17 protein-coding genes are annotated in these 25,121 nt (G+C 42.0%); 5 read left to right on the top strand and 12 right to left on the bottom strand.

Annotation, left to right across the window (positions count from 1 at the left end; all coding sequences use genetic code 11):
- Positions 1-55: 55 nt before the first annotated feature.
- Positions 56-2,380 (bottom strand): beta-glucosidase BglX, encoded by a 2,325-nt coding sequence (gene bglX, locus BM130_RS08170; protein WP_010526483.1) that lies wholly within the window; start codon positions 2,378-2,380, stop codon positions 56-58.
- A gap of 128 nt (positions 2,381-2,508) precedes the next feature.
- On the opposite strand from bglX, the gene BM130_RS15285 reads away from it, so the two are divergent.
- Complete coding sequence (locus tag BM130_RS15285; RefSeq protein ID WP_139217721.1) at positions 2,509-2,832, top strand: hypothetical protein; 324 nt, start codon at positions 2,509-2,511, stop codon at positions 2,830-2,832.
- 12 nt (positions 2,833-2,844) lie between these two features.
- On the opposite strand, the gene BM130_RS08160 is transcribed toward BM130_RS15285, so the two are convergent.
- The 5 genes from BM130_RS08160 to BM130_RS08140 all read right to left on the bottom strand — a co-directional run bounded on the left by BM130_RS08160 (position 2,845) and on the right by BM130_RS08140 (position 12,875).
- Positions 2,845-4,278 carry a glucoamylase family protein gene (locus BM130_RS08160; protein ID WP_010526485.1) on the bottom strand — a complete coding sequence of 478 codons (1,434 nt, stop codon included), beginning with the start codon at positions 4,276-4,278 and terminating at the stop codon, positions 2,845-2,847.
- 9 nt (positions 4,279-4,287) lie between these two features.
- Complete coding sequence (locus BM130_RS08155; RefSeq protein ID WP_010526486.1) at positions 4,288-6,258, bottom strand: glucoamylase family protein; 1,971 nt, start codon at positions 6,256-6,258, stop codon at positions 4,288-4,290.
- Between the two features lie 270 nt (positions 6,259-6,528).
- Positions 6,529-8,283: a LamG domain-containing protein gene (locus BM130_RS08150; protein ID WP_010526487.1), complete on the bottom strand. Its 1,755-nt coding sequence runs from the start codon at positions 8,281-8,283 to the stop codon at positions 6,529-6,531.
- Between the two features lie 11 nt (positions 8,284-8,294).
- Positions 8,295-9,827, bottom strand: coding sequence for a RagB/SusD family nutrient uptake outer membrane protein (locus BM130_RS08145; RefSeq protein WP_010526488.1), 1,533 nt, complete (start codon positions 9,825-9,827; stop codon positions 8,295-8,297).
- 12 nt (positions 9,828-9,839) lie between these two features.
- Positions 9,840-12,875: a SusC/RagA family TonB-linked outer membrane protein gene (locus tag BM130_RS08140; RefSeq protein WP_010526489.1), complete on the bottom strand. Its 3,036-nt coding sequence runs from the start codon at positions 12,873-12,875 to the stop codon at positions 9,840-9,842.
- Between the two features lie 456 nt (positions 12,876-13,331).
- Here BM130_RS08140 and BM130_RS08135 point away from each other — a divergent pair, with 456 nt between their 5' ends.
- Complete coding sequence (locus BM130_RS08135; RefSeq protein ID WP_010526490.1) at positions 13,332-16,214, top strand: triple tyrosine motif-containing protein; 2,883 nt, start codon at positions 13,332-13,334, stop codon at positions 16,212-16,214.
- Positions 16,215-16,282: 68 nt separating this feature from the next.
- Here BM130_RS08135 and BM130_RS08130 read toward each other — a convergent pair whose 3' ends face one another.
- The 3 genes from BM130_RS08130 to BM130_RS08120 form a co-directional block, all read right to left on the bottom strand.
- On the bottom strand, positions 16,283-16,825 hold the full coding sequence (locus BM130_RS08130; protein WP_010526491.1) for a hypothetical protein: 543 nt from the start codon (positions 16,823-16,825) through the stop codon (positions 16,283-16,285).
- A gap of 702 nt (positions 16,826-17,527) precedes the next feature.
- On the bottom strand, positions 17,528-18,049 hold the full coding sequence (locus BM130_RS08125; RefSeq protein ID WP_010526492.1) for a GNAT family N-acetyltransferase: 522 nt from the start codon (positions 18,047-18,049) through the stop codon (positions 17,528-17,530).
- A gap of 441 nt (positions 18,050-18,490) precedes the next feature.
- On the bottom strand, positions 18,491-20,101 hold the full coding sequence (locus BM130_RS08120; RefSeq protein ID WP_010526493.1) for a beta-N-acetylhexosaminidase: 1,611 nt from the start codon (positions 20,099-20,101) through the stop codon (positions 18,491-18,493).
- A gap of 80 nt (positions 20,102-20,181) precedes the next feature.
- On the opposite strand from BM130_RS08120, the gene ispE reads away from it, so the two are divergent.
- The 3 genes from ispE (at position 20,182) to lplA (ending at position 22,462) form a co-directional block, all read left to right on the top strand.
- Positions 20,182-20,997, top strand: coding sequence for a 4-(cytidine 5'-diphospho)-2-C-methyl-D-erythritol kinase (gene ispE / locus BM130_RS08115; RefSeq protein ID WP_010526494.1), 816 nt, complete (start codon positions 20,182-20,184; stop codon positions 20,995-20,997).
- Between the two features lie 150 nt (positions 20,998-21,147).
- Positions 21,148-21,477: a cupin domain-containing protein gene (locus BM130_RS08110; RefSeq protein WP_010526495.1), complete on the top strand. Its 330-nt coding sequence runs from the start codon at positions 21,148-21,150 to the stop codon at positions 21,475-21,477.
- 4 nt (positions 21,478-21,481) lie between these two features.
- On the top strand, positions 21,482-22,462 hold the full coding sequence (gene lplA, locus BM130_RS08105) for a lipoate--protein ligase (protein ID WP_010526496.1): 981 nt from the start codon (positions 21,482-21,484) through the stop codon (positions 22,460-22,462).
- 43 nt (positions 22,463-22,505) lie between these two features.
- Here the strand turns inward: lplA and BM130_RS15425 are convergent, their stop codons facing one another.
- The 3 genes from BM130_RS15425 to BM130_RS08090 form a co-directional block, all read right to left on the bottom strand.
- Complete coding sequence (locus tag BM130_RS15425) at positions 22,506-22,658, bottom strand: hypothetical protein (RefSeq protein WP_175560423.1); 153 nt, start codon at positions 22,656-22,658, stop codon at positions 22,506-22,508.
- A gap of 339 nt (positions 22,659-22,997) precedes the next feature.
- Positions 22,998-23,390, bottom strand: a complete 393-nt coding sequence (locus BM130_RS08095; protein WP_138956834.1) for a hypothetical protein — start codon at positions 23,388-23,390, stop codon at positions 22,998-23,000.
- 33 nt (positions 23,391-23,423) lie between these two features.
- A complete protein-coding gene (locus BM130_RS08090) occupies positions 23,424-25,082 on the bottom strand; it encodes an NAD+ synthase (protein WP_010526499.1) in 1,659 nt (552 codons plus the stop codon).
- Between the last annotated feature and the right edge of the window lie 39 nt (positions 25,083-25,121).

The raw sequence follows: 25,121 nt of genomic DNA, 5'->3' as shown, positions 1-25,121 counted from the left end.
CACATTAATCTCATAAAAAACTCTGCGTCTTAGCGTCTCCGCATTTCTATTCACTCTAATCTATCAACTCGAACTCCAGATGGTTTGATTCATCCGCCGAATTACAGGCCACCCACACATCAAATTCTCCCGGTTCGGCAACCCAATCCATATTAATGTTATACATTTTCAGCATCTCTTCGTTGATGGTAAACTCTACAGTTTTAGTTTCTCCTTTTTTAAGAAATATCTTTTTAAAACCCTTCAACTCTTTCACCGGACGAGTTACCGACCCCACTTTATCATGAATGTAAAGTTGCACCACCTCTTCGCCATCCACATTTCCGGTATTGGTAACATCTACCGACACAATCAGAGAACCTCCTTTGGTAAGCTTTTGGCTGCTGATGGTCGCATTGTCATATTGAAAAGAGGTATAGCTCAACCCAAAACCAAAAGGGAAGAGCGGTGAATTAGGTGAATCAATATACGAAGATTTATAGTCGGCCGGATGGTTTTCATCGAAGGGACGCCCTGTGTTTTTCATATTATAGAAAATGGGTATTTGTCCGACGTTACGGGGGAAGGTGACCACCAGCCTGGCAGAGGGGTTGTAATCGCCCGACAGCACATCGGCGACGGCGTGGCCTGCCATGATACCCGGGTACCAGGCTTCAACGATGGCATCTACGTTTTCGGCTTCCCAAGACAGGTCGAGCGGACGGCCGTTAAACAAGACCAGCACAATGGGTTTTCCTGTTTTTTTGAGTTCTTTCAACAATTCGCGTTGGTTTCCGGGCAGAGTGATGTCGGTACGGCTGGCAGCCTCGCCCGACCAATGATAGTGTTCGCCCATTGCTACCAAAATCAAATCGCTGGTTTTGGCCACCCTTAATGCCTCAGCGAATCCGCTTTTATCGAATCCCTGTTCCAAAGAAACATGACGGGTAGCGCCATCAATTAATGGCAGAGAAGTTCCTTTGGCGTAATTAAACCTAACAGGCGTATCAGCATATTTTTCCTGCAGGCCTTCCCATAACGTAACAGATTTACTTCGGTCACCTTTAATGGCCCACTCACCGTTAAGGCTTTCCCTTTCTTTCACAAAAGGACCGATAAGAGCCACGCGTTTAGGTATATCTTTTCTTAAGGGTAATACGTTATTTTCATTTTTCAGCAGGACAATGGAACGTTGGGCCACTTCTCTGGCTGCCTGCAGGTGTTGGGGATTCATCAAGACCTCTTTTTCCCGCTCCGCATCGCAATACTTATAAGGGTCATCAAACAGGCCCAGTAAAAACTTCATTTCCAGGATACGGGCAACGGCCACATCAATTTGTTTTTCGGAAACCTGGCCTTCCTCAACCAGTTCCTTCAGATAGGTCACAAACCCTTCGCTAATCATATCCATGTCAATGCCTGCATCAATAGCCAGTTTAGAGGCCTGCTTCAGGTCTTTGGCAAAACCGTGTGCCACCATTTCCTGAATAGCGGTGTAATCGGTTACTACCATCCCATTAAAGTTCCACTGATGGCGCAAAATGTCCTGAAAAATATATTTGTTACCGGTACAAGGTACACCGTTCAGTTCGTTAAAGGCGGTCATGAAAGAAGCCACGCCTTCGTCAACGGCGGCTTTAAATGGCGGCAAATAAGTTTCGAAGAGGGTGCGCTCCGAGATATCCACGGTATGATAGTCGCGCCCTGCCTGAGCGGCACCATAGCCTACAAAATGTTTGGCACAAGCCATCATGGTGTTGGGTTTGGAAAAATCCTTATAACTGTCGATACCCTGGAAACCACGAACGCGAGCGCGAGCGATGAGACTACCCAGAAATGGGTCTTCACCGGCACCTTCCATGATTCGTCCCCAGCGTGGGTCACGAGAGATATCCACCATGGGGGCAAAATTCCAGGCGACACCTGAAGCTGTAGCTTCTTCGGCAGCGATGCGTGCGCTTTTCTCCATGAGTTGCAGGTCCCATGAGCAGGCCTCCGCCAACGGTATGGGGAAAGTGGTTTCCAGACCATGGATAACATCGGCTGCAAAGAGCATGGGAATCTTGAGCCTCGAATATTTCAAATTTTGCTCCTGCAACATCCTAACATGGTCGGCACCAAAAACATTAAAGGTGCTGCCTATCATCCCTTTTTTCAGATATTCACCGGACTTGGTATCGGTTACTTCACCTGTAACAGCAAAATTGCCTGAATACTGGTTTAATTGCCCTATCTTCTCATCCAGAGTCATTAAATTAAGAACCGAATCAACCTTTCTTTCTATTACCGGGTCACCGCTATAACTTTTCCAATCATTGGTTATTTCAACAGAAGAATCATAACCACATGATACCAGTAATAAAATAAAACCTAAAACACTGAAAAATTCTATCCTTCTCATTAGCATATATTTTTAATTCAACGATAGAGTTGAATAGTATTTGGTAAATAGTAATTAGTTCATTAGTGATTGGTCAGGCATTGAGCTATAAGATTATATCATTCTTTCTGTGGCAAGCGAACTTGCGTATGCTGATAGTATTGGTTTGTTTACGTCGCAATTACTTTGCACCTACATTGGTATTGCTTCATGTTACTCATGCTTTGCTTCATGTTGCCTATGCTTTGCTTCTTGTTGCTCACGCGTTGCTTTATGTTGCCCATGCTTTGCTTCATGTTGCCCATGCTTTGCTTCATGTTGCTCATACGTTGCTTCATGTTGCCCACGCGTTGCTTTATGTTGCCTATGCTTTGCTTCATGTTGCTCATGCTTTGCTTCATGTTGCCCACGCGTTGCTTCATGTTGCCCACGCGTTGCTTTATGTTGCCCACGCGTTGCTTGCTCTTAAATAACAGCAAAGGGTTTCAATCTAAGTGAGGGCTTGAAAAACCAAGTTTTCTGAGCCCGTTTTGCACATCGACATCCTGCATAAAAAGATTCCATAACAAGGCAGTACGATAATTTTCAATCATGACAGTTATGGGTCCCTGGTCGATGGCCAGATAGCGTTTAGGATACCATTCATATTCTTCACTGAAAGCATCGTAGAACCCATATACACCCCATATTTTTTCTCCAAGGTCTTCATAGAAATGCCGCAAAACGGGCATTACTGCATCCGGAGCATAAGGAATAGACGAGAGGGCTGCTGTTGGTGCTATCACACCAAGATCCAGAGAAGGGCAATGAGCGGCATATTCAGCATTGGCGGAATTTCCTTTTTGGGGTACTTCCTCAGTTTTTCCTTTGTAATAGTCTTTTGCCCCGGGCACGCTGTAGCTGGAAGTCAATCCCCAGGCATTTTCTCCGTATCCTTTATATTCGAAGGGATTATTAATGCAATGTTGCCGGTTAATCATGGTATGGGCAACATTATGTTTCCAGTAATCGGCGTAACGGTCGGTCAACCCTCTGGGGTCGAGGCCCAGATAAGAATAGTGAGCCCAGAAAAGAGGCCCTCCTTTATAAGGGTCTACCTGATGATTTAGGGGAAGTTCATATCCAAAGGTAGTCTGAGATTTGGCAATATCACCTCCGCGTGCCCAGCCTTCATGATAAACAGCAGCATCTACAGCGTAGGTGGGTGACGAAGCCGCAAGCACATACATAATCAGACATTCATTATAGCCCTTCACCCCGAAATTCATCTTCCAGCCGTGGTTGGGCGACCAGTGCCAATACAGGATATTCTCGCCGCGGGTATACCAGTTCCACTCTACTTCACGCCACAACCGGTCAATTTTTTGAGCCAAAGCTCTCTCTTCAGCATTCCCGTCTTTATAGTAGTTCTTGACAGCTAACAGTCCCTGTACCAGGAATGCCGTTTCTACCAGGTCACCGCCATCATCATAAGTGGAAAAAGGTTTGACTTTTCCGGTTTCACCATCGAGCCAATGAGGCCATGCACCATGAAAACGGTCGGCCTTTTCCAGAAAATCCACCGCTTTAATGAATCGCTGCAATCCTTCTTCACGCGTAATAAAACCACGTTCGATGCCAACCAGTATGGTCATCAGACCAAAGCCGCTACCTCCCGTGGTCACAATATGCATATCGTTTTTGGGATAATTGCCATCCATATGGATACGCTCCCGTGCCAGGCCCGAATTGGGTTCGGCACCCTCCCAGAAATATTGAAATGTTCGATATTGAACCAGTGTTAATAATGAATCTTCAGAAATCTCTTTGGTTGTTTTCTGTGATTGTTCACTCGAATTTTTCTGAACGTTTCCGCAGGATGACTGCAACACCACAACCATTACCACTAAAACCTTTACAAATACAAATACTCTGTTCATATTATATCGCTAATAGTTAAATCCTAATTTTGTTAAACCTTCCTGAACCTCAGGACACGACATAAGCAATTCCCAGATAAGTGCGGAACGGTAATTCTCTATCATCACAATGATGGGGCCCTGGTCTATGGCCAGATAAGAATCGGCCACCCATCCTTCGGTAATATTAAATGCATCATAAAAACCATACTCGCCCCACAACCTGTCGCCTAACCGGTAATAAAAAAAGTGGATAGCTTCCATCGACTCATCGGGTGTGTAAGGAATGGAAGAGATGGCTGCCGTTGGTGTGATAACCCCCAAATCATTGGTGGGTGAATGGGCCGAGTAGCCATCCTGATTGTCACTGGCAGTAAGTCCCCAGCAATCGGAACTATACCCCACAAAATGATAAGGATTTTCTATACAATGCTGACGGTTTATTAAAGTATGATTCACATTCTGTTCCCAATAACCGGCATATTGGTCCGACAAATTACGGGGGTCAAGGCCTAAGAAGGAATAGTGCGCAAAAAACAAAGGTCCTCCGTATTCCTGACCTAAAGGAAGCGTATAACCATAATATTGATTGCCATTAACAATATCACCATTTAAAGCCCAGCCCTGATGATACACCTGTTCATCGACGGGATGGGTAGATGAAGATGCAGCCAGAATATAAGTAATTAAAGCTTCATTATAGCCCTGAATTTTCATATTCATTTCCCAACCGTAGTTTGGTGACCAGTGCCAGTAAAGGACATTTTGCCCGCCACGGGTGTACCAATCCCACTCTACACCATTCCACAATTCGTTAATCTTTTCGATAATTGCATCTTCGTAGGTATCAGAAGCATCCAGATATTGGCGCGCAACCAGTAATCCGGTCACCAAAAACGATGTTTCAACCAGGTCTCCACCGTCATCATAAGTACTAAACGGCAGTGCTTCACCCGTGGTTCCGTTCATCCAATGGGGCCAGGCACCATGAAAGCGGTCGGCCGAGGCAAGGAAATCAACGATGGTATTCAATCGCTCCACCCCTTCGTCTCTGGTTATGAAGCCCCGTTCCATTCCCACCACAATGGCCATTATGCCGAAGCCGGTGCCACCGGTGGTTACCGTTTCGTCTGAAGTGTTACGTTCACGCGCCATGCTGCTCACCGGGTGAGCGAAATCCCAGAAATACCGGAAGGTTTGCCGTTGTATCAAGGTTAACAGCTCTTCATCGCTAATTTCCGGAAATTTTAGTGTTGAGTCGGGGCCGGTATAAAATGTCAATTCCTGCCCGTCGAAAGCCCGTCCAGTTCGTTCTTCCAGGTCGGAAGAAATGGTAAGCAAATATTTTGTATAGTCCTCCAAATTCTGAGTAACAGCAACAGTTATAGTGTTATCATCGGTCTGGGTTAAAGAAAAATTCACCGACTCATCACCGTTGGTCAATGAGAGATAATCAGAAAGGTCATTTGCCTCAATGGATAGATTAAAATTGAGGTCAATCAGAGGCTTTAAGCTCACATCCGTAATTTTCTGAGCAGTGTTTAATTGCTCATCATCAATGGTTATGGATTCCAAAACCAAAGGCCTGGAAAGTGTTGTAAAGGTATAATCCTGACCTTCGAAAATTTCGTTATTTTCCCCTTTCAGGTCCGACTTAAGCGAAAGGGTATATGTACTGTTTTCATCCAGAATGGGATGTTCTATTTTTAGAAGTTTATTTTTATTAAAGGACGAAAAGGTAAGTTCCGGCTCTGCCCCGTCGCTGTTACTAAGAGTAATATTTTTCTGTGCCGATTGTAGATTAACCGATTGATTGAATCTTATCTCTATTGGTTCATCAACGGCAATATTTTCATTCTGGACGCCGACATAAAGTGCCTCATCGCCGATATAAACATACGAAACCGAAAGTGATTCCGGTGTTGCATCAGGTTCAGGGTCATTTGACTCACACGAAGCTGCAACCAAACACATTAACAACAAAAAAATAATTTCACGCATAAACCAATAGATGTGATGGTATGGGTACTAAAGTTTTACCAGTGTATAGATAGACTAAAGCCGATAATCCGGTTAATATTGTAAAAGAGAAAGATACCTTGTGGTCATTCGCCACCACCATAAACTCAATTGACGAGGAAAATGTAACCCGGCAGTTTCTCCGTGACATCTATAATAATTTATTACACTAAGAGTCACGGAGAAACATACTGAGGTTTACTGAGTCCTAAGACATCAAACAAAAGGTTTTATCAGTTGTGCTGTTTGTTGTTATAAGCCATCGTTCATGAGCAGAGCCACTTCATCCTCGGTAAGGGCTTGGGGGAACAAATAGAGTTCATCCATCAGACTTTGGTCTGAGGTATGTCCCCATCCGTTGAACCGTGGTGAGCCCGACATGATGGACAACAGGTCACAACCGGTCCAATCGATGCCATCAAAAACGCCCCGGGATACTTCTGTACCATTAATAAAAACCCGGGCCTCGCTATTGCCGATGACAAAAGCAAAGTGAACCCATTCGCCGGTGTTGGGGGTTACATCGGCAGCTTCGCCACCATCGAACCATGAATCGGCCGTACCATTCCCCACATTGAGTTTAAAGCGTTGAGTTGCGCCGTCGTTGGTGGCTTCACGGAAAAACCTGAAACCACTGGTCCGGTCGTTCTGAGCATCCGGACTATCAGCGTCTTCGGGCCCCATTACCAGAATTCCGGCACGCTCGGCAGCATCGTTGATGTTCAGCCAAAAGCTGGCACTGAATTCATCTGATTGGATATTAAGGTCTTCAGCCGAAAAGGTTAGATAAGAATCGGCAGCACCTTTGTAGGCATCGCCACTAATTCCGCCGCCATATTCAAAGGATGGGCTTCCAACAACCGTTGCATCGATGCCACTTATGGCGTCCTGGTAATCACCGTCAAAGTCCATATAGAACGAAGCCTCATCTTTAAGCATAATGGTTTTTATCTCATCCTGCGTCAAGGCTTTGTTAAAGATACGCAGTTCATCCATCTGACCTACGTCGGATAAGTGATTCCATTCGGTCCAGTTGGGGGCCCCCGACATGATGGATATCACATCACAACCGGTCCAGTCGATACCGTCGAAAGCACCGTCAGCAACAATTTCTCCGTTGATATACAGAGCTGCATAAGTTTCAGAAATACTAAAGGCTAAGTGCACCCAGTCACCTGTGTTTACCTCCACATCGGCAGCAGTACCGCCATCAAACCATGATTCGGAATCGCCGGTTCCCACATTCAGCTTAAATCGCTGCGTTGCACCATCATTGCTGGACTCACGGAATAATCTGAATCCTTTGGTCCGGTCGTTATTGTTATCGGCAGGCGGTGAAACAACCAGTATTCCGGCACGGTCTGCCGAAGCATCAATCTTGAGCCAGAAAGAAGCACTGACAGCAGTTGCGCCCTCCAGCACAGAAGCCGGGAAGGTAAGATACGAATCGGTTGCGCCCTGATAGGCTGTTCCGCCCAGGATGCCCTCAGCAAAGCCCGGATTACCAACTACCGTTGCCAGAGAAAGACTGTTCATTTCACGGTACTCGTTATTAAAGGGCATATAGAATATTTCGCCCTCATACTCGGAAACATAGGGTGGTGATTTCTTGAAATTGATATTAACCTCGGAAGTCTTACCTTCCAAATCTGTTGCTTTTACGGTAAATACATGCGAACCGGTGGTTACCTCATCATAGGTGTACTCCTCCATGAAAACCCGATAATCTTTGAAATCGGTAAAAGAAGCTATTTCTACACCATCCAATTCCAGAGATACAGAAGCAATCTCAATATCATCCCTCACTTCAAAGTCGAAAGTGATAGACGCCACTGCATCATTGGTTTGCAGCTCATATCCTTCGGGTGGAAAATTGACGGTAATCTCAGGCGCTGATTCATCTTCGCCGGGTTCCACCTTCGAAATATCATCAATATATTGTTGGTCACAGGCATTGAAAAAACTCAATACCAGTAAAGAAGCGAATATTAATTTTAATGTTTTCATGTTCATCAGTTTTATTGAATTCCATCAGCCAATTGTGGTAATTCTGCGACCTGGTCGGCCGGGAACGGGTAATATGCTTTATCCATTGTGAAGGTCTTTCCGTCATGACTTAGTTCAGCAACATTTTCGGTTCTAACCATATCATAAAAACGGGTACCCCACTCCATAGCAAGTTCGGCAAATTTTTCGTCCAGGACATCCTGGGTGGTCACATTATCCAGGTCACCTAACCCGGCTCTGTTGCGAACCATATTAACGGCCTCGTCTGCAGTCATAGAGATAGGACTGGTAGCCCCCCTGGTTAGAGCTTCGGCGTACATCAAAAGAATTTCAGCATAGCGAATAACAATAAAGTTTTTGTTACTGCTATAGGCAGTGCGTCCTTCAATAACTTCGGTAGAAGGAATCATATGTTTCCCACTTGCATATAGTAAACGGGCACTGTTGTTAAATACATCTCCTTCACGATTGGTGTTGGAAATCCATTCAGGAATAGAACCATACTCTTCTTCAAGTTGAGAAATTCCATCAGGGGTAAACAAGACGCTTGTTTCCAGACGGACGGTTTCACCTCTGTCGAGCATAAAGGTGATATATTTCAGGGTTGGCTCATAGAATCCCCAACCACCTGATACGCCTGTGGCCACCGGTGTCCATCCCGGAATTCCAAAGGGACTCCAGTTGAAATTAAAGCTATCGCCTTCGCCCTGATTGAAGTCAGAATATTGGAATTCTAAGATGTTCTCATCACTTAATTTTCCGGCTGTTTTAAACAGGTGATAGAAGTCGGATGCCAGTGCAAACTCCCCTGAATCAATAATTTTGGCTGTGACATCGGCCACGCTCTGGTAATCTTCCATTTCCTGATAGGCCAGTGCCTGAAGAGCATATGCGGTGTATTGCGTCATACCACCGGGAATATCCGTTCTTTTATTGGGATGAACGGCCGGCAAATCCGGAATGGCTTCATTCATCTCATCCACGATGTATTGCATCACCTCGGCTTTATTGCTGACAGGGGTGTTTTGAATATTATCGAGTTCATCAATAACGATGCATCCTCCGAACGCACGCGCTAGGTTTAGATACAAATAGGCACGTATAACACGACATTCGGCGATATATTGGTCGGCCAGGGCATCGTTATTGGCAGCCGGACGATATTTTTCTATCTCATCCATGGCCGTAAAAGTGTTGATGATATCGTTGTAATGTAACTGCCACACAGAGTTAAGATTCCAGTGGCTGGCGAGGTATTTGAATTCGTCCTGCTCCTGCAACGGCACCTGGTCTCCGGCAGCATTAACATCATCGCCGCGCACCCCCAGGGTTAAAGGTTCTTCCCAGGCCCTGGTATATAATCCCTGGTAAGCACCCAGTAGAGGTAAAATCATGTCATCACCAATAGAATAGTCCACATCACTGGTGAAGGATTCATCTTCATACGGTTCATCGAGTTTATCAGTACAACCGATGGCCGAAATGAGCAATAACCCGCTCAAAAACAAGGGTGCGAAATATTTTTCTATAATGTCTCTTTTCATCGTTGCCATATTTTAGAATTTAAGATTAAGCCCTATAGTATAAACAGCCGGAACGGGATAGAACTGACGGTCGATACCGTTGGGAACTTCGGGTGTAAAACCATTGTATTGAAAAAGTGTCAACGGTTTTTCAGCGGTAAAATAGACCCGGGCATCGGGCATACCCTTACCAAGTAACTGCGAGCCCTTTATATTATAGCCTAACTGGATATTCTGTATTCTGAAGAAGTTTCCATCTTCCACAAGATAATCGCTGAAATTTTGGTTCCAACCACGACGTAATCCGGAAGCTGAAGGATATTTATTTGAAGTTCCTTCTCCGTTCCACAAATTAGTAGCTAATTCAGCATCGATATTGGTATCATTGGTCCAGATAATTTCACCTCTTTTCCGGTTCAAGATTTTATTGCCCCCTTGACCCATAATGTTTACCGAAAAATCGAAATTCCGATAACTTATATTAATGAAACCACCATAAGTGAAGGTAGGAATATATGAACCTAAAAATACTTTATCATCATCGTCGATTACACCATTATTATCCTGGTCAACGAATTTGAAATCACCCGGCACCAGTCCATTGTCCACGGCAATGGGGTCGGCATCTATTTCTTCCTGATTTTGATATACCCCTGCCACTTCATATCCGTAAAACGACAACAGCGGTTCGCCCACTTGTGAACGTTGTCTAAACTCGGCACTGCCACCATTGATATAGGCTTGACCATACAAGTCACGAACTTCGTTCTTCAGTGTTGAAAGATTGCCGCCTATACTATATTTTAAATCATCAGATATTTCACCGTTATAGGACAATGAAATTTCCAGCCCCGAATTTCTAATGGTTCCCACATTTCGCAACACACTACCTGACTGCAGTTTAAGACTCACGGGGATAGCTGCATTTTCTGTATCTCTGATGTAATAATCAGCTTCAATATTCAGTTTATTTCCCAACAGGTTTGCAGTAAGACCCACATTGGTCCCTTTAACGGTTTCCCATTCCAGATAACCAAAAGTACTGGTTGTGGTTGTCCCGTTTACCTGGGTATCATCAATGGCCAAAAACACCGGATTGGTTGTGTTAGCACCATCCTGCCGGCTAATACGGTCATTACCCAGCTTACCCCATCCACCTCGCAGCTTCAGGTAATCAATAAAGTCAATTCCCTGAAAGAAGGTTTCTTCGGAAAGGACCCAACCCAATCCAAAAGCGGGAAAGGTTCCCCATTTTTCCTGGTATTTAGAAGTACCTTCACGTCTCAGTGTAAAATAGGCCAAATACTTATTTTTGAAATTGTAGGATACCCTTCCAAAATAGGAAAGGCCATAAATTCTTTCGGCATTGTCATCGGCTGTTTTGGAAGCTTCAGAACCCGACTGACCTATGTACCATGAATTTTCATTTAAAGGAATATCTTCTGCGAAACCACTCAAATAATCGTACCACTCATCGCGATAAGAAGTTCCCACCATTGCAGTTAAGTTATGGGGGCCAAAACTATCGGTATAAGTCAGCGTATTATCAACAAATTGGTCTACTTCTGTTGTACGTGAAGAAGTGATATTCGACAAATCAGAATAAGTATCATTGGTAATGTAATAAGGCAAGTTAACATTCCTACCCTTGAGAAACATCATAGAGACGTTATAATTGGTTTTAAATGTCAACTTAGCAGGTATTAAATCCACTTCGGCATAAACACCGGAAAGAATTTTACGAATATCTTGTCGGTTATTGTTAAATGCCAGGCTGAGAAAAGGATTCTGCGAGCCGCGGTATCCCAAAATCTGAGCGCTGGAATAGCGACTGGGATTGGCAACGCCGGCATCGAGCAATTCTTGATAATTTTCATCATCATACACCGGCAAAATAGGGACGGCATGATAGGCATTAAACCATGCCGCATCGTTGGCAATGTACCTAATACCATTACTTAAATTAAAGTTAACTCCGGCTTTCAGCCAGTCTTTGGCTTGGTGGTCAATTTTTGACCTTATATTCATTCGTTGATAAGAATTCTTGGCTTTCAGAAGGCCATCCTGGTCAAAATAACTCATACCAAACGAATAGGTAGTTTTATCATTACCGCCAAAAATTGAAAGGGAATGATTTTGCTGTATGGCGTAAGATTCCATAATTTCAGCATACCAGTCGGTATTCACATCAGGCACATTGGGATTTACCCTACTTCGACCATAACGCTGCATGGCATTTTCAATAAAGCTAATATCGGTGGCATCTCCTGTTTGGTAGATATAATCCACAAACTGTTCAGCATTTGCCATTTTCATGACATTTTGCGGAACCTGAACACCAAAATAACCATCGTAAGTAATGGTGGTTTTAGAATTCAGTGACCCTTGTTTGGTGGTAATCAACACCACACCATTGGCGGCCCTGACCCCATAGATAGCCGAAGCTGAGGCATCTTTCAATACCGACAAGGTTTCAATGTCGGAGGGATTCAAAAAATCAATGTTGTCGAAATACATACCATCCACAACATACAAAGGCGTAGAACTACTGCTCGAAGGATAAGAACCAATCCCTCTGATTCTAACGGTAGGTTCACTCCCGGGTGCTCCCGCATTTACTACCTGAACGCCTGCCACCTTACCCTGCAAGGCTTGCATGGTTTGTCCCGCCGGGGTTTTAACCAGCTCTTCTGTTTTAAGTGTAGTAATAGAAGAAGTAAGGTCTTTAACCTTAATCTGACCATAACCTACGACCACCACTTCATCCAAACCCACGGTCGATTCATTCAGCCGTACATTAATAATATTTCGTCCATCCACCGGTACGGTTTGGCTTTCCAAGCCCACGAAACTAAATACCAACGTGGCATCTTCCGGAACCTTTATTGTATAGTTCCCATCCATATCAGTAATGGTCCCTTGTGATGTCCCTTCTATAACGATTGAGACACCGGGTATACCTAAATTATCAGAATCGGTCACTTTCCCCTGAACAGTAATCTCTTCCTGTGCAAAGGACAATACCGATATACCGATAAAATAAATGAAAATTAGCAGAGATTTTCTCATAACGTTAATTTTTGTTTTAATTTCTGAATGTAAAAGTAGGCTCTATTCGTCCCAATGGAAAGCTTTTTACCACACTATAAACTCTCATTGTTAAAAATTGTAATTTTAAGCCTCACTTTTAATACACCAAAAGCCTGATAACATGTTTTTATTTATTGATTTTCTTTGTTTTACGATTGTTATATTTTTCACATATGAAACACAATTATTTTTCTCATTTGTCGCCAAAGTGAAGTTTTTCATGGCATTTTTATCATACTTTGGTTAATTTGTAAACAAAATTAACGTTCCAACCTCGCAGGGTTTTAACCAAAGGATTGCTAAAAACCCATAAAAAGCAGATAATTTTGCAGCCACCTCTCCCGGATAATTGAACCATATTTAAAACTCCAAACACATAATGAGCGGGAAAGGGATTATTGGGTGCATAAAAACAATGACTTTGAAGGAAAAAATATGAAGCCTATTACAAAACTCAGAGATATCCCGACCCTGTTTATTAAGCTCTTTGTTTTCATTGCATTGTTTATTACGGTTTCAATTACCGGGAAGAGTGCACCAACTCTTCAGCCACAAATCATAAATTTTAATAAACAACACTACCATGGTGCTAACAAAAACTGGAGTATTGCCTTCGACGGGCAAGGTTTTACCTATATTGGTAACAGCATAGGTCTTATTGAGTTCGATGGAGTTTCATGGCAATTATATCCTTCACCCAACGGATTTCCTATTCGCGCCATTGCAATTGACAGTCTCAATCGCATTTACACCGGGGGATACAGAGAAATAGGATTTTGGGAAAGAAATAATCTTGGGCAACTGGAATATACCTCATTAACAGATAGCGTTGAAGGCTATTTTGCCCGTAACGAAGAATTTTGGAATATTTTTATCGTTAACAACAAAGTTTATTTTCAATCGTTTTCCGGAATTTATGTTTTTGACAAGCAACATTTTGCGTTTATCAGAGCCAATGGTTTTATTTCCCGGTCATCGGTTTTAAACAATGAATTGGTAGTTGCTATTAAATCCCGTGGTTTATTAAAAATAAAAAATCACGGACTTACCCCTTTCCTACAATCCGATTTTTTTGTGGATAAAAATGTGACATTTTTTGCTCCATCATCATTCCGGCATCATTACCTCATCGGTACCGAGACCAATGGCATGTTTTTATATGAAGCACAAAATCAACAAGCACGGGAATGGCCGTCGGGCCAAACAAAATTTTTCGTCCAAAATAACATTAACAAAGGAATAATAAGGCCGGACAGCTCCATCGTTATCGGAACCATCCTTAACGGCATAAAAATATTTTCGAAAGATGGAAAAGAACTGTACCACCTGACAAAACAATCGGGACTTCAAAGCAATACTGTCCATTCGCTGGCGTGTGACAGTACCGGGAACATTTGGGTTGCTTCTGACAAAGGCCTGGATTTTATCACCTTTTCGTCATTAACTTCATACACACCGTTCATAGATGATTCACCGGGTGCCATGTATTCGGCAGCAATTCAGGATGGCATTTTTTATGCCGGCACCAATCAAGGTTTGTTTTTTAAACCGTGGAACGCTCCTGCCGCCCGCTTCCGTCTTGTGCCGGGGACACAACGACAGGTGTGGGATTGTCAGATTATTGACAGTACGCTATTTGTGGGACACAATGCCGGAACTTATGTTGTTGAAAACGGTAAGGCCACAAAAATTTCCAATATCGCAGGGGGATACTCTATCACCAATATTCCCGGGCATAATGATTATCTATTGCAAAGCACCTATTCCGACCTTGTGGTTTACAGAAAATTAAACCAAAAATGGACATTTTCGCACACCCTCAAAGGATTTAGTGATTTGATACGCTTTGTAGAATTCGACCACCGTAATAATTTATGGGCGGCTCACCTCTATAACGGTTTGTATAAGATACGGTTAAATGAAGACCTTGACTCAGCCACACAAATTACTTATTACGGGAAAAACTCTAATCTATGGCGACAGGGTCATAGCATTCGGGTCTTTAAAATAGAAAACCGTATTGTCTTCACTAATAATGAGATGCTCTACACCTATGATGACCTGAATGATAACATCGTTCCCTACGATTTTTTAAACAACAGCCTGGGACATTATGCATCATCTTTTCTTATTGTACCGGCTCCTGAAAACAGATATTGGTTTATCAACCATCGAGGAATTGCCTTATACCTGATTCGAAATAACAACGTTCAATTAATCAAGGAATTTCCCATCACGTTATTTCTGAACAATTTAATACCCAGAGAGGAAAACATCGTACCTATAGATGCACACCGTGCCATCCTTTGCCTCGAAAACGGATATGCACTGCTCGACACAAGAGCCGAAGATAGCGGCGACCGAATTACACGTGAGCAACTAACCATTCGGGAAATTGTTGCTCTTTCACCTTCAGGCAATCGTAAAATACTATCTCCTTTCACTTCCAAAATAGTTATTCCTTATTCCCGAAACAATTTGTCATTAAGATATTCGTTTCCTCTTTTTACTGCTGAAACAATTAAATACCAATATAAAATAGAAGGATTAACTCCGGGATGGTCAGAACCAATAGATAAACCTGTCTTTACCGTTAACAGAATCCCCACGGGTGAATATACCATCAGCGTTAGAGCAATTAACCTATGGCAAAAAACATCGAAAACACACCAAATAAAGCTGGAAGTTAAGCCACCATGGTATCAGTCGACACCGGCATTCTTTATATATGCTCTGTTGTTTTCGGGCCTTTTCTTTTTAGGAAAAAACATCACCGTAAAAAGAGTAAAACTCAAAGAAAAACAAAAGAGGGAAGAAAAAGAGCGAGAGTTAATTCGCCTTCGAAATGAAAAGCTGCAGTCGGAACTCTCTTTTAAAAGCCGTCAGCTGGCCAATTCGACTCTTGAAATGATAAAAAAGAACGAATTTCTCATGTCACTCAAGGAAAAATTGAAACATCAGAAAGAATTATTAGGCACCAGATATCCGGACAAATATTATTCTGAAATAATAAAAAAGATAGACGACCACATTTCAGGGGAAGATGAATGGAAGATTTTCGAACACAACTTTAATCAAGCGCACGAAACGTTTCTTCAAACCCTGAAAGAAAAATACCCCCAGCTGACGCCCGGCGACCTTAGGCTCTGCGCCTTTCTTAGAATTAACCTCACCTCTAAAGAGATAGCGCCATTATTGGGCATCTCGGTGCGAGGGGTAGAAAATCACAGATATCGGCTTAGAAAAAAATTAGGCCTCTCCCCTGACACCGATCTTACTGAATTTATCCTCTCGTTCCGGGACGGAAAAAAGGAATAACCGGGGCGAAGCAGAAGCTTTTCTCCCAACATGGCAGATATCATATAAAACGCAATCAACCATTCAGGTTAATCAACCTGTTTTTCCACCTTCCTAAAATATTCTCTTTCAGCGAAAAAACCACGCTTCATAATACGTTTGAATTCCGACCGGGAAGGGCGCACCAAATAGTATGTCACATCCCCCTGGTCATTCTTTATGGTTTCCACATCTGTGATGGCACTGAGTTCATCCATTTTCTCTCTGTCCTTATTACCGATATCTATCATCCGTAAATTAAAACCATCATCGTCCGGCTCAACCAGAAAAACATCCCACTCATCTTCTTCATGCAAGCTTAACACATAGTTCCCTTTGTATTTCTTAACTACCATTTTACCGGAATTCAAAGACCGCTTCAGACATTCAGAATCCGAATTTCCATACCCATATTCGAAACCATTGGCCTTAACCAGAAGCGTATCCCCATCCTCATCCACATAAAATCCGGTCAGGTCGTCCGGAAAAACGGCTAAAGTCTTCACCCCATCCGGTTGCGGTTGGTCAAAGCGAACCGGTGTGCACGAGACCAATACAGAAATAAGCACTATCATTAAAAAGCCATACCTCATCTTACCAGTTTTTTAGATTTAAGATTTTTATGCCATCTAATTATACATATTCAGGCATTTCATAAATTTATGACATTCCCTTAAAATCAGCATAAAACTTACTTATATTATTAGTTTAAAATCTATTACATCCATCGCTCACACTTTAATTCACTAAAGAGGAAATCCCCCGTTCACAATCATGAAATTGGTAAATTCCATCCATGCCTTCTGCCTGAGTACTTAATGCAAGGTATTTCCTATAGATATTTCTGTCGTGGTAATACTTATTTCCTTGCCCGGTTCTTTATATCATTTTCAGAGATTAAATGAACCCGGATATTTATTCTGCTCTGATTTCTATGAATTGTGCTTAAGTTACATTAATATCTTAAATATCGCCACCAAATTCGAAAAGGCGCAAATAACTTTACATACAAATCAGTAACCTACAGATTGTGGAAAAACAAAAGATTCCTTACTTCGTGCATTATTTTTGCCGATTCAATTATGGGATTGAAGAATTTTAAGAGAATAATTGCCAGCCTGGCTTTAATTATTATACCAATTTATACAACGAAGTAAAGTATAATCTTTTAAAGCAACTCATTCACATGCTCCGATGCGACTCAATCACATGCCCCGATGCGACTCAATCGCATGCATAGAGGTGATTGAATTGATGTACCCCACCATCAAGAAACTATTTTCAACATATATCCGTCAGGATTTGCCATTAACTTTTGCAAAATGGTACTCATCAAAAATCATATTGTTTTTGATAACAGCTTTTTCAAAAATACCTTCCAATTTGAAACCATTCTTTTCCAGTACTCGTTGCGAGGCTTTATTGAAAGAAAAAACGCAGGCATGAATTCTAATTAGTTCCAGACTTTTGAAGCCATAGTCTACCATTAAATTCACCGCGGTAGTGGCAATGCCTTTACCCCAAAAGGGTTCACCTATCCAGTATCCCAGTTGTCCACTTAACCGATAAACATCTGTTTCCTGTTCCAGACCAATGGTACCCACCAATTGTCCGTCATACTCAATGGCAAAATTCCTTAAAGGGTCCATTTTGTTACAAAGGTCAACAAACTTCAGCGCATCTGATTCAAAATAAGGAAAAGGTATTGAATCCCGTAAATTATCCAGGATTTTGGGGTTATTTAAGAGTTGAGCCAATTGGCTGACATCCGATTGTTTTAATTGTCTTAATCTGACCTGTTGATGTTGTAATTTCATTCGTATATAATTTATTTAACTCATTGGCCGAATGGAACTCGCATGGCTTAACTAAATTTATACATGTCCTTTTGTGGCAAAAGTCGCCATGCTCGTTTCATCAGTATAAAATTTATCTAATTCATTGGCCTGATGGAACTCGCATGACAAAGAGTTTTATACATTCTCTTTTGTGAAAATCTCTCATTGTCATGCTCGTTTCATTAATACACAATTTATCTAATCATTTGTTAACATGCAACTTAAGGTTAGTCGTTAGTGGTTAGTCGTTAGTCATTAGTCAATCAATACTAATCACTAATGACTGTTGACTAATGACTAAAAACCTTGTTGAAATGCTCGTTTCATCCCACCAAAATAAAATTAATACCCGTATGGTTAAACGGTAAATAACATTACTTTCCTACGAATATATATTAATTCTTAAATGAATTATGGTCATTAATTGTTATCCTTTTCAATTGGCTCAATAAAAATATCCTCTTCATTTTGCCAGGGGACTAAAGAAGATGGGTAATAATTAATTCCCATGGCTTCGAAACGTTGTTTTTGCTTACCCAGGCGGATTTTATACTCATCCCATGAGCGATGCTTTGATGATGTCCAGCCAATTTCCGCATAACCCGGCAGACGAGGGAAAATCATATATTCAATATCTTCAAGAGTTTCAATAGTCTCAGACCACAAGGGTGCTTCAATGCCTAAAATATGGCTACGTTCAATACCTTCAACCAACGTTGCCGGGTCCCAGCTATAACCATCATCCACTTCTGTATATCCGGCCCATTTAAGTCCCAACACAGTCGTTGAATCATATTTCATATCCATGTAGGCATGCTTGGATGGCGACATAATTACTTTGGCACCTTTTTTTACCCCGAGCAAAGCATTCTTTTCTCTGGCCCAAAACTGAACCACATCTTCACTGTCGATATCGGCATGGGCTATTTCATCCCAGCCAATAATTTTTTTCCCATAAGACTTAACGATTTTGCGGACCCTATTTACAAAACGAACGTAATCATCATGTTTTGTTGAATGCGATTCATCCCCGCCTATATGAAACCAGGGTCCCGGACTTAACTCCGAAATTTCACTTACGACATCGTCAACAAATTGATAAACGATTTCCTTATGGGTACACAGAGTACTGAACCCCACTCTAGTTCCGGTATACAATTCTGGTGCTTTGCCATCGCAATTCAACTCCGGATAAGACGCCAATGCCGCATTGGTATGTCCCGGCATATCAATCTCCGGCACAATGGTGATATACCTTTCTGAAGCATAAGCCACAATTTCCCGAAACTCATCTTTAGTAAAAAAGCCTCCGGGGCCTCCTCCAACCTCTGTACTTCCACCATGTTTGGTAAGATTGGGCCACGATTCAATCTCAATACGCCAACCCTGGTCGTCGGATAAGTGCAGATGCAAAATATTCATCTTATACATGGCAAGATAATCGATGAATCGTTTCACCGTTTCAACTCCGAAAAAGTGACGCGACACATCGAGCATGGCCCCCCGATAGGGATATTCAGGCCAGTCGTGTATTGTTCCGGCAGGCAGAAACCATTCTTCTTTTACATCTTTATTTTCTTTTTCAAATTCGGCAGGAAACAGTTGACGAAGCGTTTGGATACCATAAAAAACACCTTTGGGTTGAGGTGCCGAAATCTTCACATAGCGCCGGTCTATTTCCAACTTATACCCATCCTCATGTTCCAATGAATCGTCATCCATCGAAGTAGTTAAAAAAATATTGCCCCTCGAAGGTAAGGCAGATGAAGCCTTTACTTTAATATCGAATCCTGTTGCCTTACCCAAAAGTGCTGCAAGATATTCGGCTTCTTTTTTTAACGCCTCATTCCCGGAATCATAAAATACTGAAGCTTTATCTTTTAAAACAAAGGTTTCGTGTGTTGCTTCCACCGAAACAGGTTTTGGAATCAAAGCATGCCGTGCCATATCAGTAGGAGGATACTTTTTTTCGCAAGAAACATTCAACATTAGCAATACATTCAAAATCAAAGCAATGTAAAAAGACTTCATAGAACTCATATTATTTTTTTTTAGCGATTAGACCAAACTTTGCAGAATCTCTCTTTTCTTTGTGATAAAAATAATTGATTATGGTGGTTTTTCCCAATGCCAAGATTAATTTAGGATTGTTTGTAACCGAGAAAAGGCCCGACGGCTTCCACAACATTGAAACTGTTTTTGTTCCGGTAAAAGGATTCAGAGATGTCCTGGAAGTTATAGACAATAAAACAGATGAAAGCGACCACTTTAGCACGTCCGGCATCAACGTTGAGAATAGTACTGATGACAATTTAGTAATTAAAGCCCTACGTTTGTTGAGGGAAAATCACCCGATTCCGCCATTGAAAATTCATCTGCATAAAAATATTCCTGCCGGAGCAGGATTGGGAGGTGGTTCTGCCGATGCTGCTTTTATGTTGAAATTGCTTAACGAACAATACGGACTAAATTTGCAACAAGAGGAATTGGAAGAAAATGCGGCCCGGTTAGGTGCCGATTGTGCCTTCTTCATCCGCAACTATCCATTGGTGGCCAGAGGCAAAGGAAATGTCTTTTCATCAATTGACCTGTCGCTATCCGATAAATGGATAATGATTGTTATCCCACCTGTTGGTCTTTCCACCCCGGAAGCTTACCGAAACATCAAGCCTAAACAACCTGACAAAAACATTGAAAACATCCTAAAAGAGCCTGTAGACACATGGCATAAAAATCTTTTCAACGATTTTGAGGATAATGCTATTACCCAATATCCGGAACTCAGACAAATTAAATCCACCCTATATAATCATGGGGCAATATATGCTTCCATGTCGGGCAGTGGTTCGGCCATTTATGGCATTTTTCCCCAAAAAACCGACATATCCTGGCCTGAAAATTACACCATTTGGCATGGTAAATTATAAGAGGGATTTATAACCGAAGCATATAAATATCTGTAAGCATTAATCGGCCAAATCAAACATTTATCCGGTACCGGATGTTGGATAATAATTACCAAAACAACTTTGTTCCCCGACTCATCATTAAATTCAGAACCATAAAAACATAAATAAATGTCAGAAAGAAACTTTAATGCCGGCGAGGTTCACACCCTTAAAGACATGGTTGAATACGTATCAGGTTCAACCGTAAGTAAAATAATTACCCGAAGCGATAAAGGCAATATCACGTTGTTTGCCTTCGATAAGGGCCAAAATTTGAGTGAACATTCGGCACCTTTTGATGCCATAGTTCAGGTTATTGATGGTTCAGGGACCATCATCATCAACAAAAAGGAATATGTCGTAAACGTAGGTCAAATGATAATCATGCCGGCAAATGTTCCACATGCTGTGGAAGCAAAGGAAAAATTTAAAATGGTGCTAACAATGATTAAAGCTTAACCATATGTTGTGTATTCGTTCAAACACGCTTAATCCGGCCTTTAACCTGGCCACCGAAGAGTTTTTATTGAATAACAAAACCGATGAATGTTTTTATCTATATATAAATGGTCCTTCAATAATTGTAGGAAAACATCAAAACACATTGGCCGAGATTAATGTAGATTACGTCAAAGCCAATAACATTGATGTGATAAGGCGCTTGTCCGGAGGTGGTGCAGTATTTCATGACCCCGGAAATCTCAACTTCTCTTTTATCATGAATAAAGAGAATAATAGTACCGAAGGTTTTAAAAAATATACCCGTCCCATATTAGACGTGTTAAAATCGCTTGGTATTGACGCCAGATTTGAGGGACGAAACGATTTAACCATCAAGGGGAAAAAATTCTCAGGCAATGCCAAATGCATTTATAACGGCAAAATTTTGCAGCACGGAACACTGCTTTTCAGCTCCAAACTACCAGATTTATCCCAGGCATTAAAGGTTAATCCGCTAAAATTTCAGGATAAGGCTGTAAAATCGGTACGCAGCAGAGTTACCAACATTTCGGAACATCTGACTCAACCCCTCTCGTTGGAAGCCTTCGAAAACCGAATCTTTGAGCATATTCTAAGCTTATATCCCGACTCGAAAACATACCAGCTGACCGATAACGACATCTCGGCCATCAACAAACTGGTGGATGAAAAATATGGCACCTGGGACTGGAACTTTGGAACCTCCCCTCAATATAACTTCCAGAAAGGAATAAAAACGAAAGGCGGTTTTATTGAAATAAATCTGGATGTGCAAAAAGGCATTATTCAACACACCAAAATATTCGGCGATTTCTTTGGCTCACGCGACATCAGTGAATTGGAAAACCTTCTGAACGGAACACCTCATGAGCCGCAACAGTTAAAAGAAAAACTGAAATCCATACAGTTAGAAAATTATCTGGAAAATGTGGAGTTCGATAATTTCGTGGAAGGGCTCTTCTAACGCTTTATCAATGAACGTTAAGGACTATCATTCTTCTCCCCGGTCATGAGGGAGCGAGACAACCCATAATTTCGGAGTTGGAAGTCTGCAAAAAGGTCTCGGTGCTGCGCATAAACATCTCGGTGCTGCGCATAAAGGTCTCAGACCTGCGCATAAACCCCTCGGTGCTGCGCATAAAGGTCTCAGACCTGCGCATAAACCCCTCGGCGTTGCGCATAAAGGTCTCGGACATGCGCATAAGCTCCTCGGTGTTGCGCATTAAGGTCTCGGACATGCGCATAAACATCTCGGTGTTGCGCATAAAAGGTCGGAGACTGTTAATATTCATCATACGTTTGGATGAGACCCGGTTGGGGGGTCAAATACCATCTCAAATTTATTGTCTACAAACGTTTTTGTATCCTACGCAATCTATTGTACCAGCCCCATAAATCCCACTTAATCTTTTTGAAGAATGGTTCCGGCCAAGCCTCATTTGGTCAAAGGGAATTTAAAGACGGAGGACAGTCACCGGTGAATACTCTACACCGCGGGTTCAATCCTGCAAAATCAGAGGATCAATATCGGAACTGTTTTCAAACATGACAGTCTCGTCCCAATATTCTATCACCATTCGGTTTTGTTTAAAAACTTGCATCAATTGCTGCGTAAGATTATCCACAGCCTCTTTAAAACGGGCAGCATCCATTTTAAATTTGGGATAATTAATCAGTCTTAATCTCAAATGCGGTTCAACCTGCCCGCCAAAAACGATTTCACAATGAGATAAACTAATGCTTAATCCAATCTTTTTCTCCTTTAACAAATTGGTTTGATATTTTTGGAGCCAGGAAATAACCTCTTGTTTTTCGATGGCTTTACGGGTATAACCCTCCTCAAGGCCCATCGTAATGGTTGCAAAGATTGGGGGTACAGATTGTCGATTCATGGGGTTAAATCAAAAATTGGCAAATCAGGGATTTTACAATCTTTCATATCTGGCCACCAACGGCATTCTACGCCCAACGCCAAAGGCTTTGCCGGAAACACGCAGAATGGGCGGTGTCTGAAAACGCTTGTATTCATTAAAATTAACCAAACGCACGGTTTTACGTACCACCTCTTCAGGAAACCCTTCGTCAATTATACTTTTAGGCGAACGGTTTAGCTCTATATATCGGAACAACACTTTGTCAAGAATCTCATAATCGGGCAAAGAATCGGAATCTTTCTGGTCGGGTCTCAACTCGGCCGAAGGCGGTTTGATAATAGTGTTTTCAGGAATAACCTCCCGGTCTTTATTAAGATAACGTGCCAGTTTAAAAACATCGGTTTTGTACACATCGCCCAACACGCTTAAACCGCCATTCATGTCACCATATAAAGTGCCGTATCCCACGGCTGCTTCGCTCTTGTTGGAGGTATTGAGGAGAATATGTCCAAATTTATTGGAATAAGCCATCAGCAAGAGGCCACGGATGCGTGCCTGAATATTTTCTTCTGTTACGTCGGGTTTCCTGTCCTCAAAAACAGGTTTCAAAGTCTCTTCTATACTACGGTAGATATCCTTTATGGCAATGGTATAAGTTTTAATTCCCAAATTACGGGCCAGCTGTTGTGCGTCGGTAATACTGTGTCCGGTGCTGTATTGTGAGGGCAACAACAAACCATGCACATTTTCGGCACCTAAAGCTTCTACCGCCAATGCAGCCGTAACAGCTGAATCAATCCCGCCGGAAAGCCCCAGCACCGCTTTTTTCAGTCCCGATTTTCGAAAGTAATCCTTTATTCCTAAAATCAGTCCGTCATGTATCAACTTTATGGGATCGGTCTCTGATAACTGGCCCGAAGAAACCACATTAACCCTGTTAACCTCCAAATCAAGAAAGGCTTCTTCGAAAGCGGGAAGTTTATGGGTGATATTACCTTCGCTATTAACCATCATGGAGCCACCGTCAAAAATCAACTCTGTATTGGCTCCCACCTGATTGACATAAGCAACGGGCAAATGGTATTCAGCAGCTTTGTTACAAACCACCTGTTTCCGTACATTTTCCTGATGATAAGAAAATGGAGATGCCGCAATATTGATCATAAAATCGGGCTTCAAAGCGGCCAGTTTTTGCATGGGCGATAAGGTATAAAGCTTATTTCTGGCAAAATCCGCTTCAACAGGCTGATCATCCCATAAATCCTCACAAATGGTTATGGCAATACGCGCCCCTTTAAAGTTAATCACTTTAAAATCTTCATTGGGCTGAAAGTATCGATACTCGTCGAAAATATCATAATTTGGAAGTAAGGTTTTATGAATAACCTCTTTCACTTTCCCATCGGCCAGGAACCACGCTGAATTATAAAGTTGTTTTCCTTGTGAATGGGGATTCAGACTGGGACCACCTATCACAGCAGCAATGCCATTGCAATATTCGGCAATGCCTTCTATAGCTTCGACAGATGCTTCTACAAATTCCTGACGGTTCAGCAGGTCTAATGGTGGATAACCACAAATGGCCAACTCGGAAAAGACTACCAAATCAACGCCTCTCTCTTTGGCCTGCTTTATCTGGTCTGTAATTTTTTTCTTATTCTCTTCAAAATTACCGATATGGTAGTTTAACTGTACAAGCGCCAGCTTCATATTTTTTTAGATGTTAATAATTAGATATAAGATTTTTAG

This window comes from Thermophagus xiamenensis, assembly GCF_900112795.1.
GTDB classification, from domain to species: domain Bacteria; phylum Bacteroidota; class Bacteroidia; order Bacteroidales; family Marinilabiliaceae; genus Thermophagus; species Thermophagus xiamenensis.
This window is presented reverse-complemented; position numbering and strand designations above follow the sequence as displayed.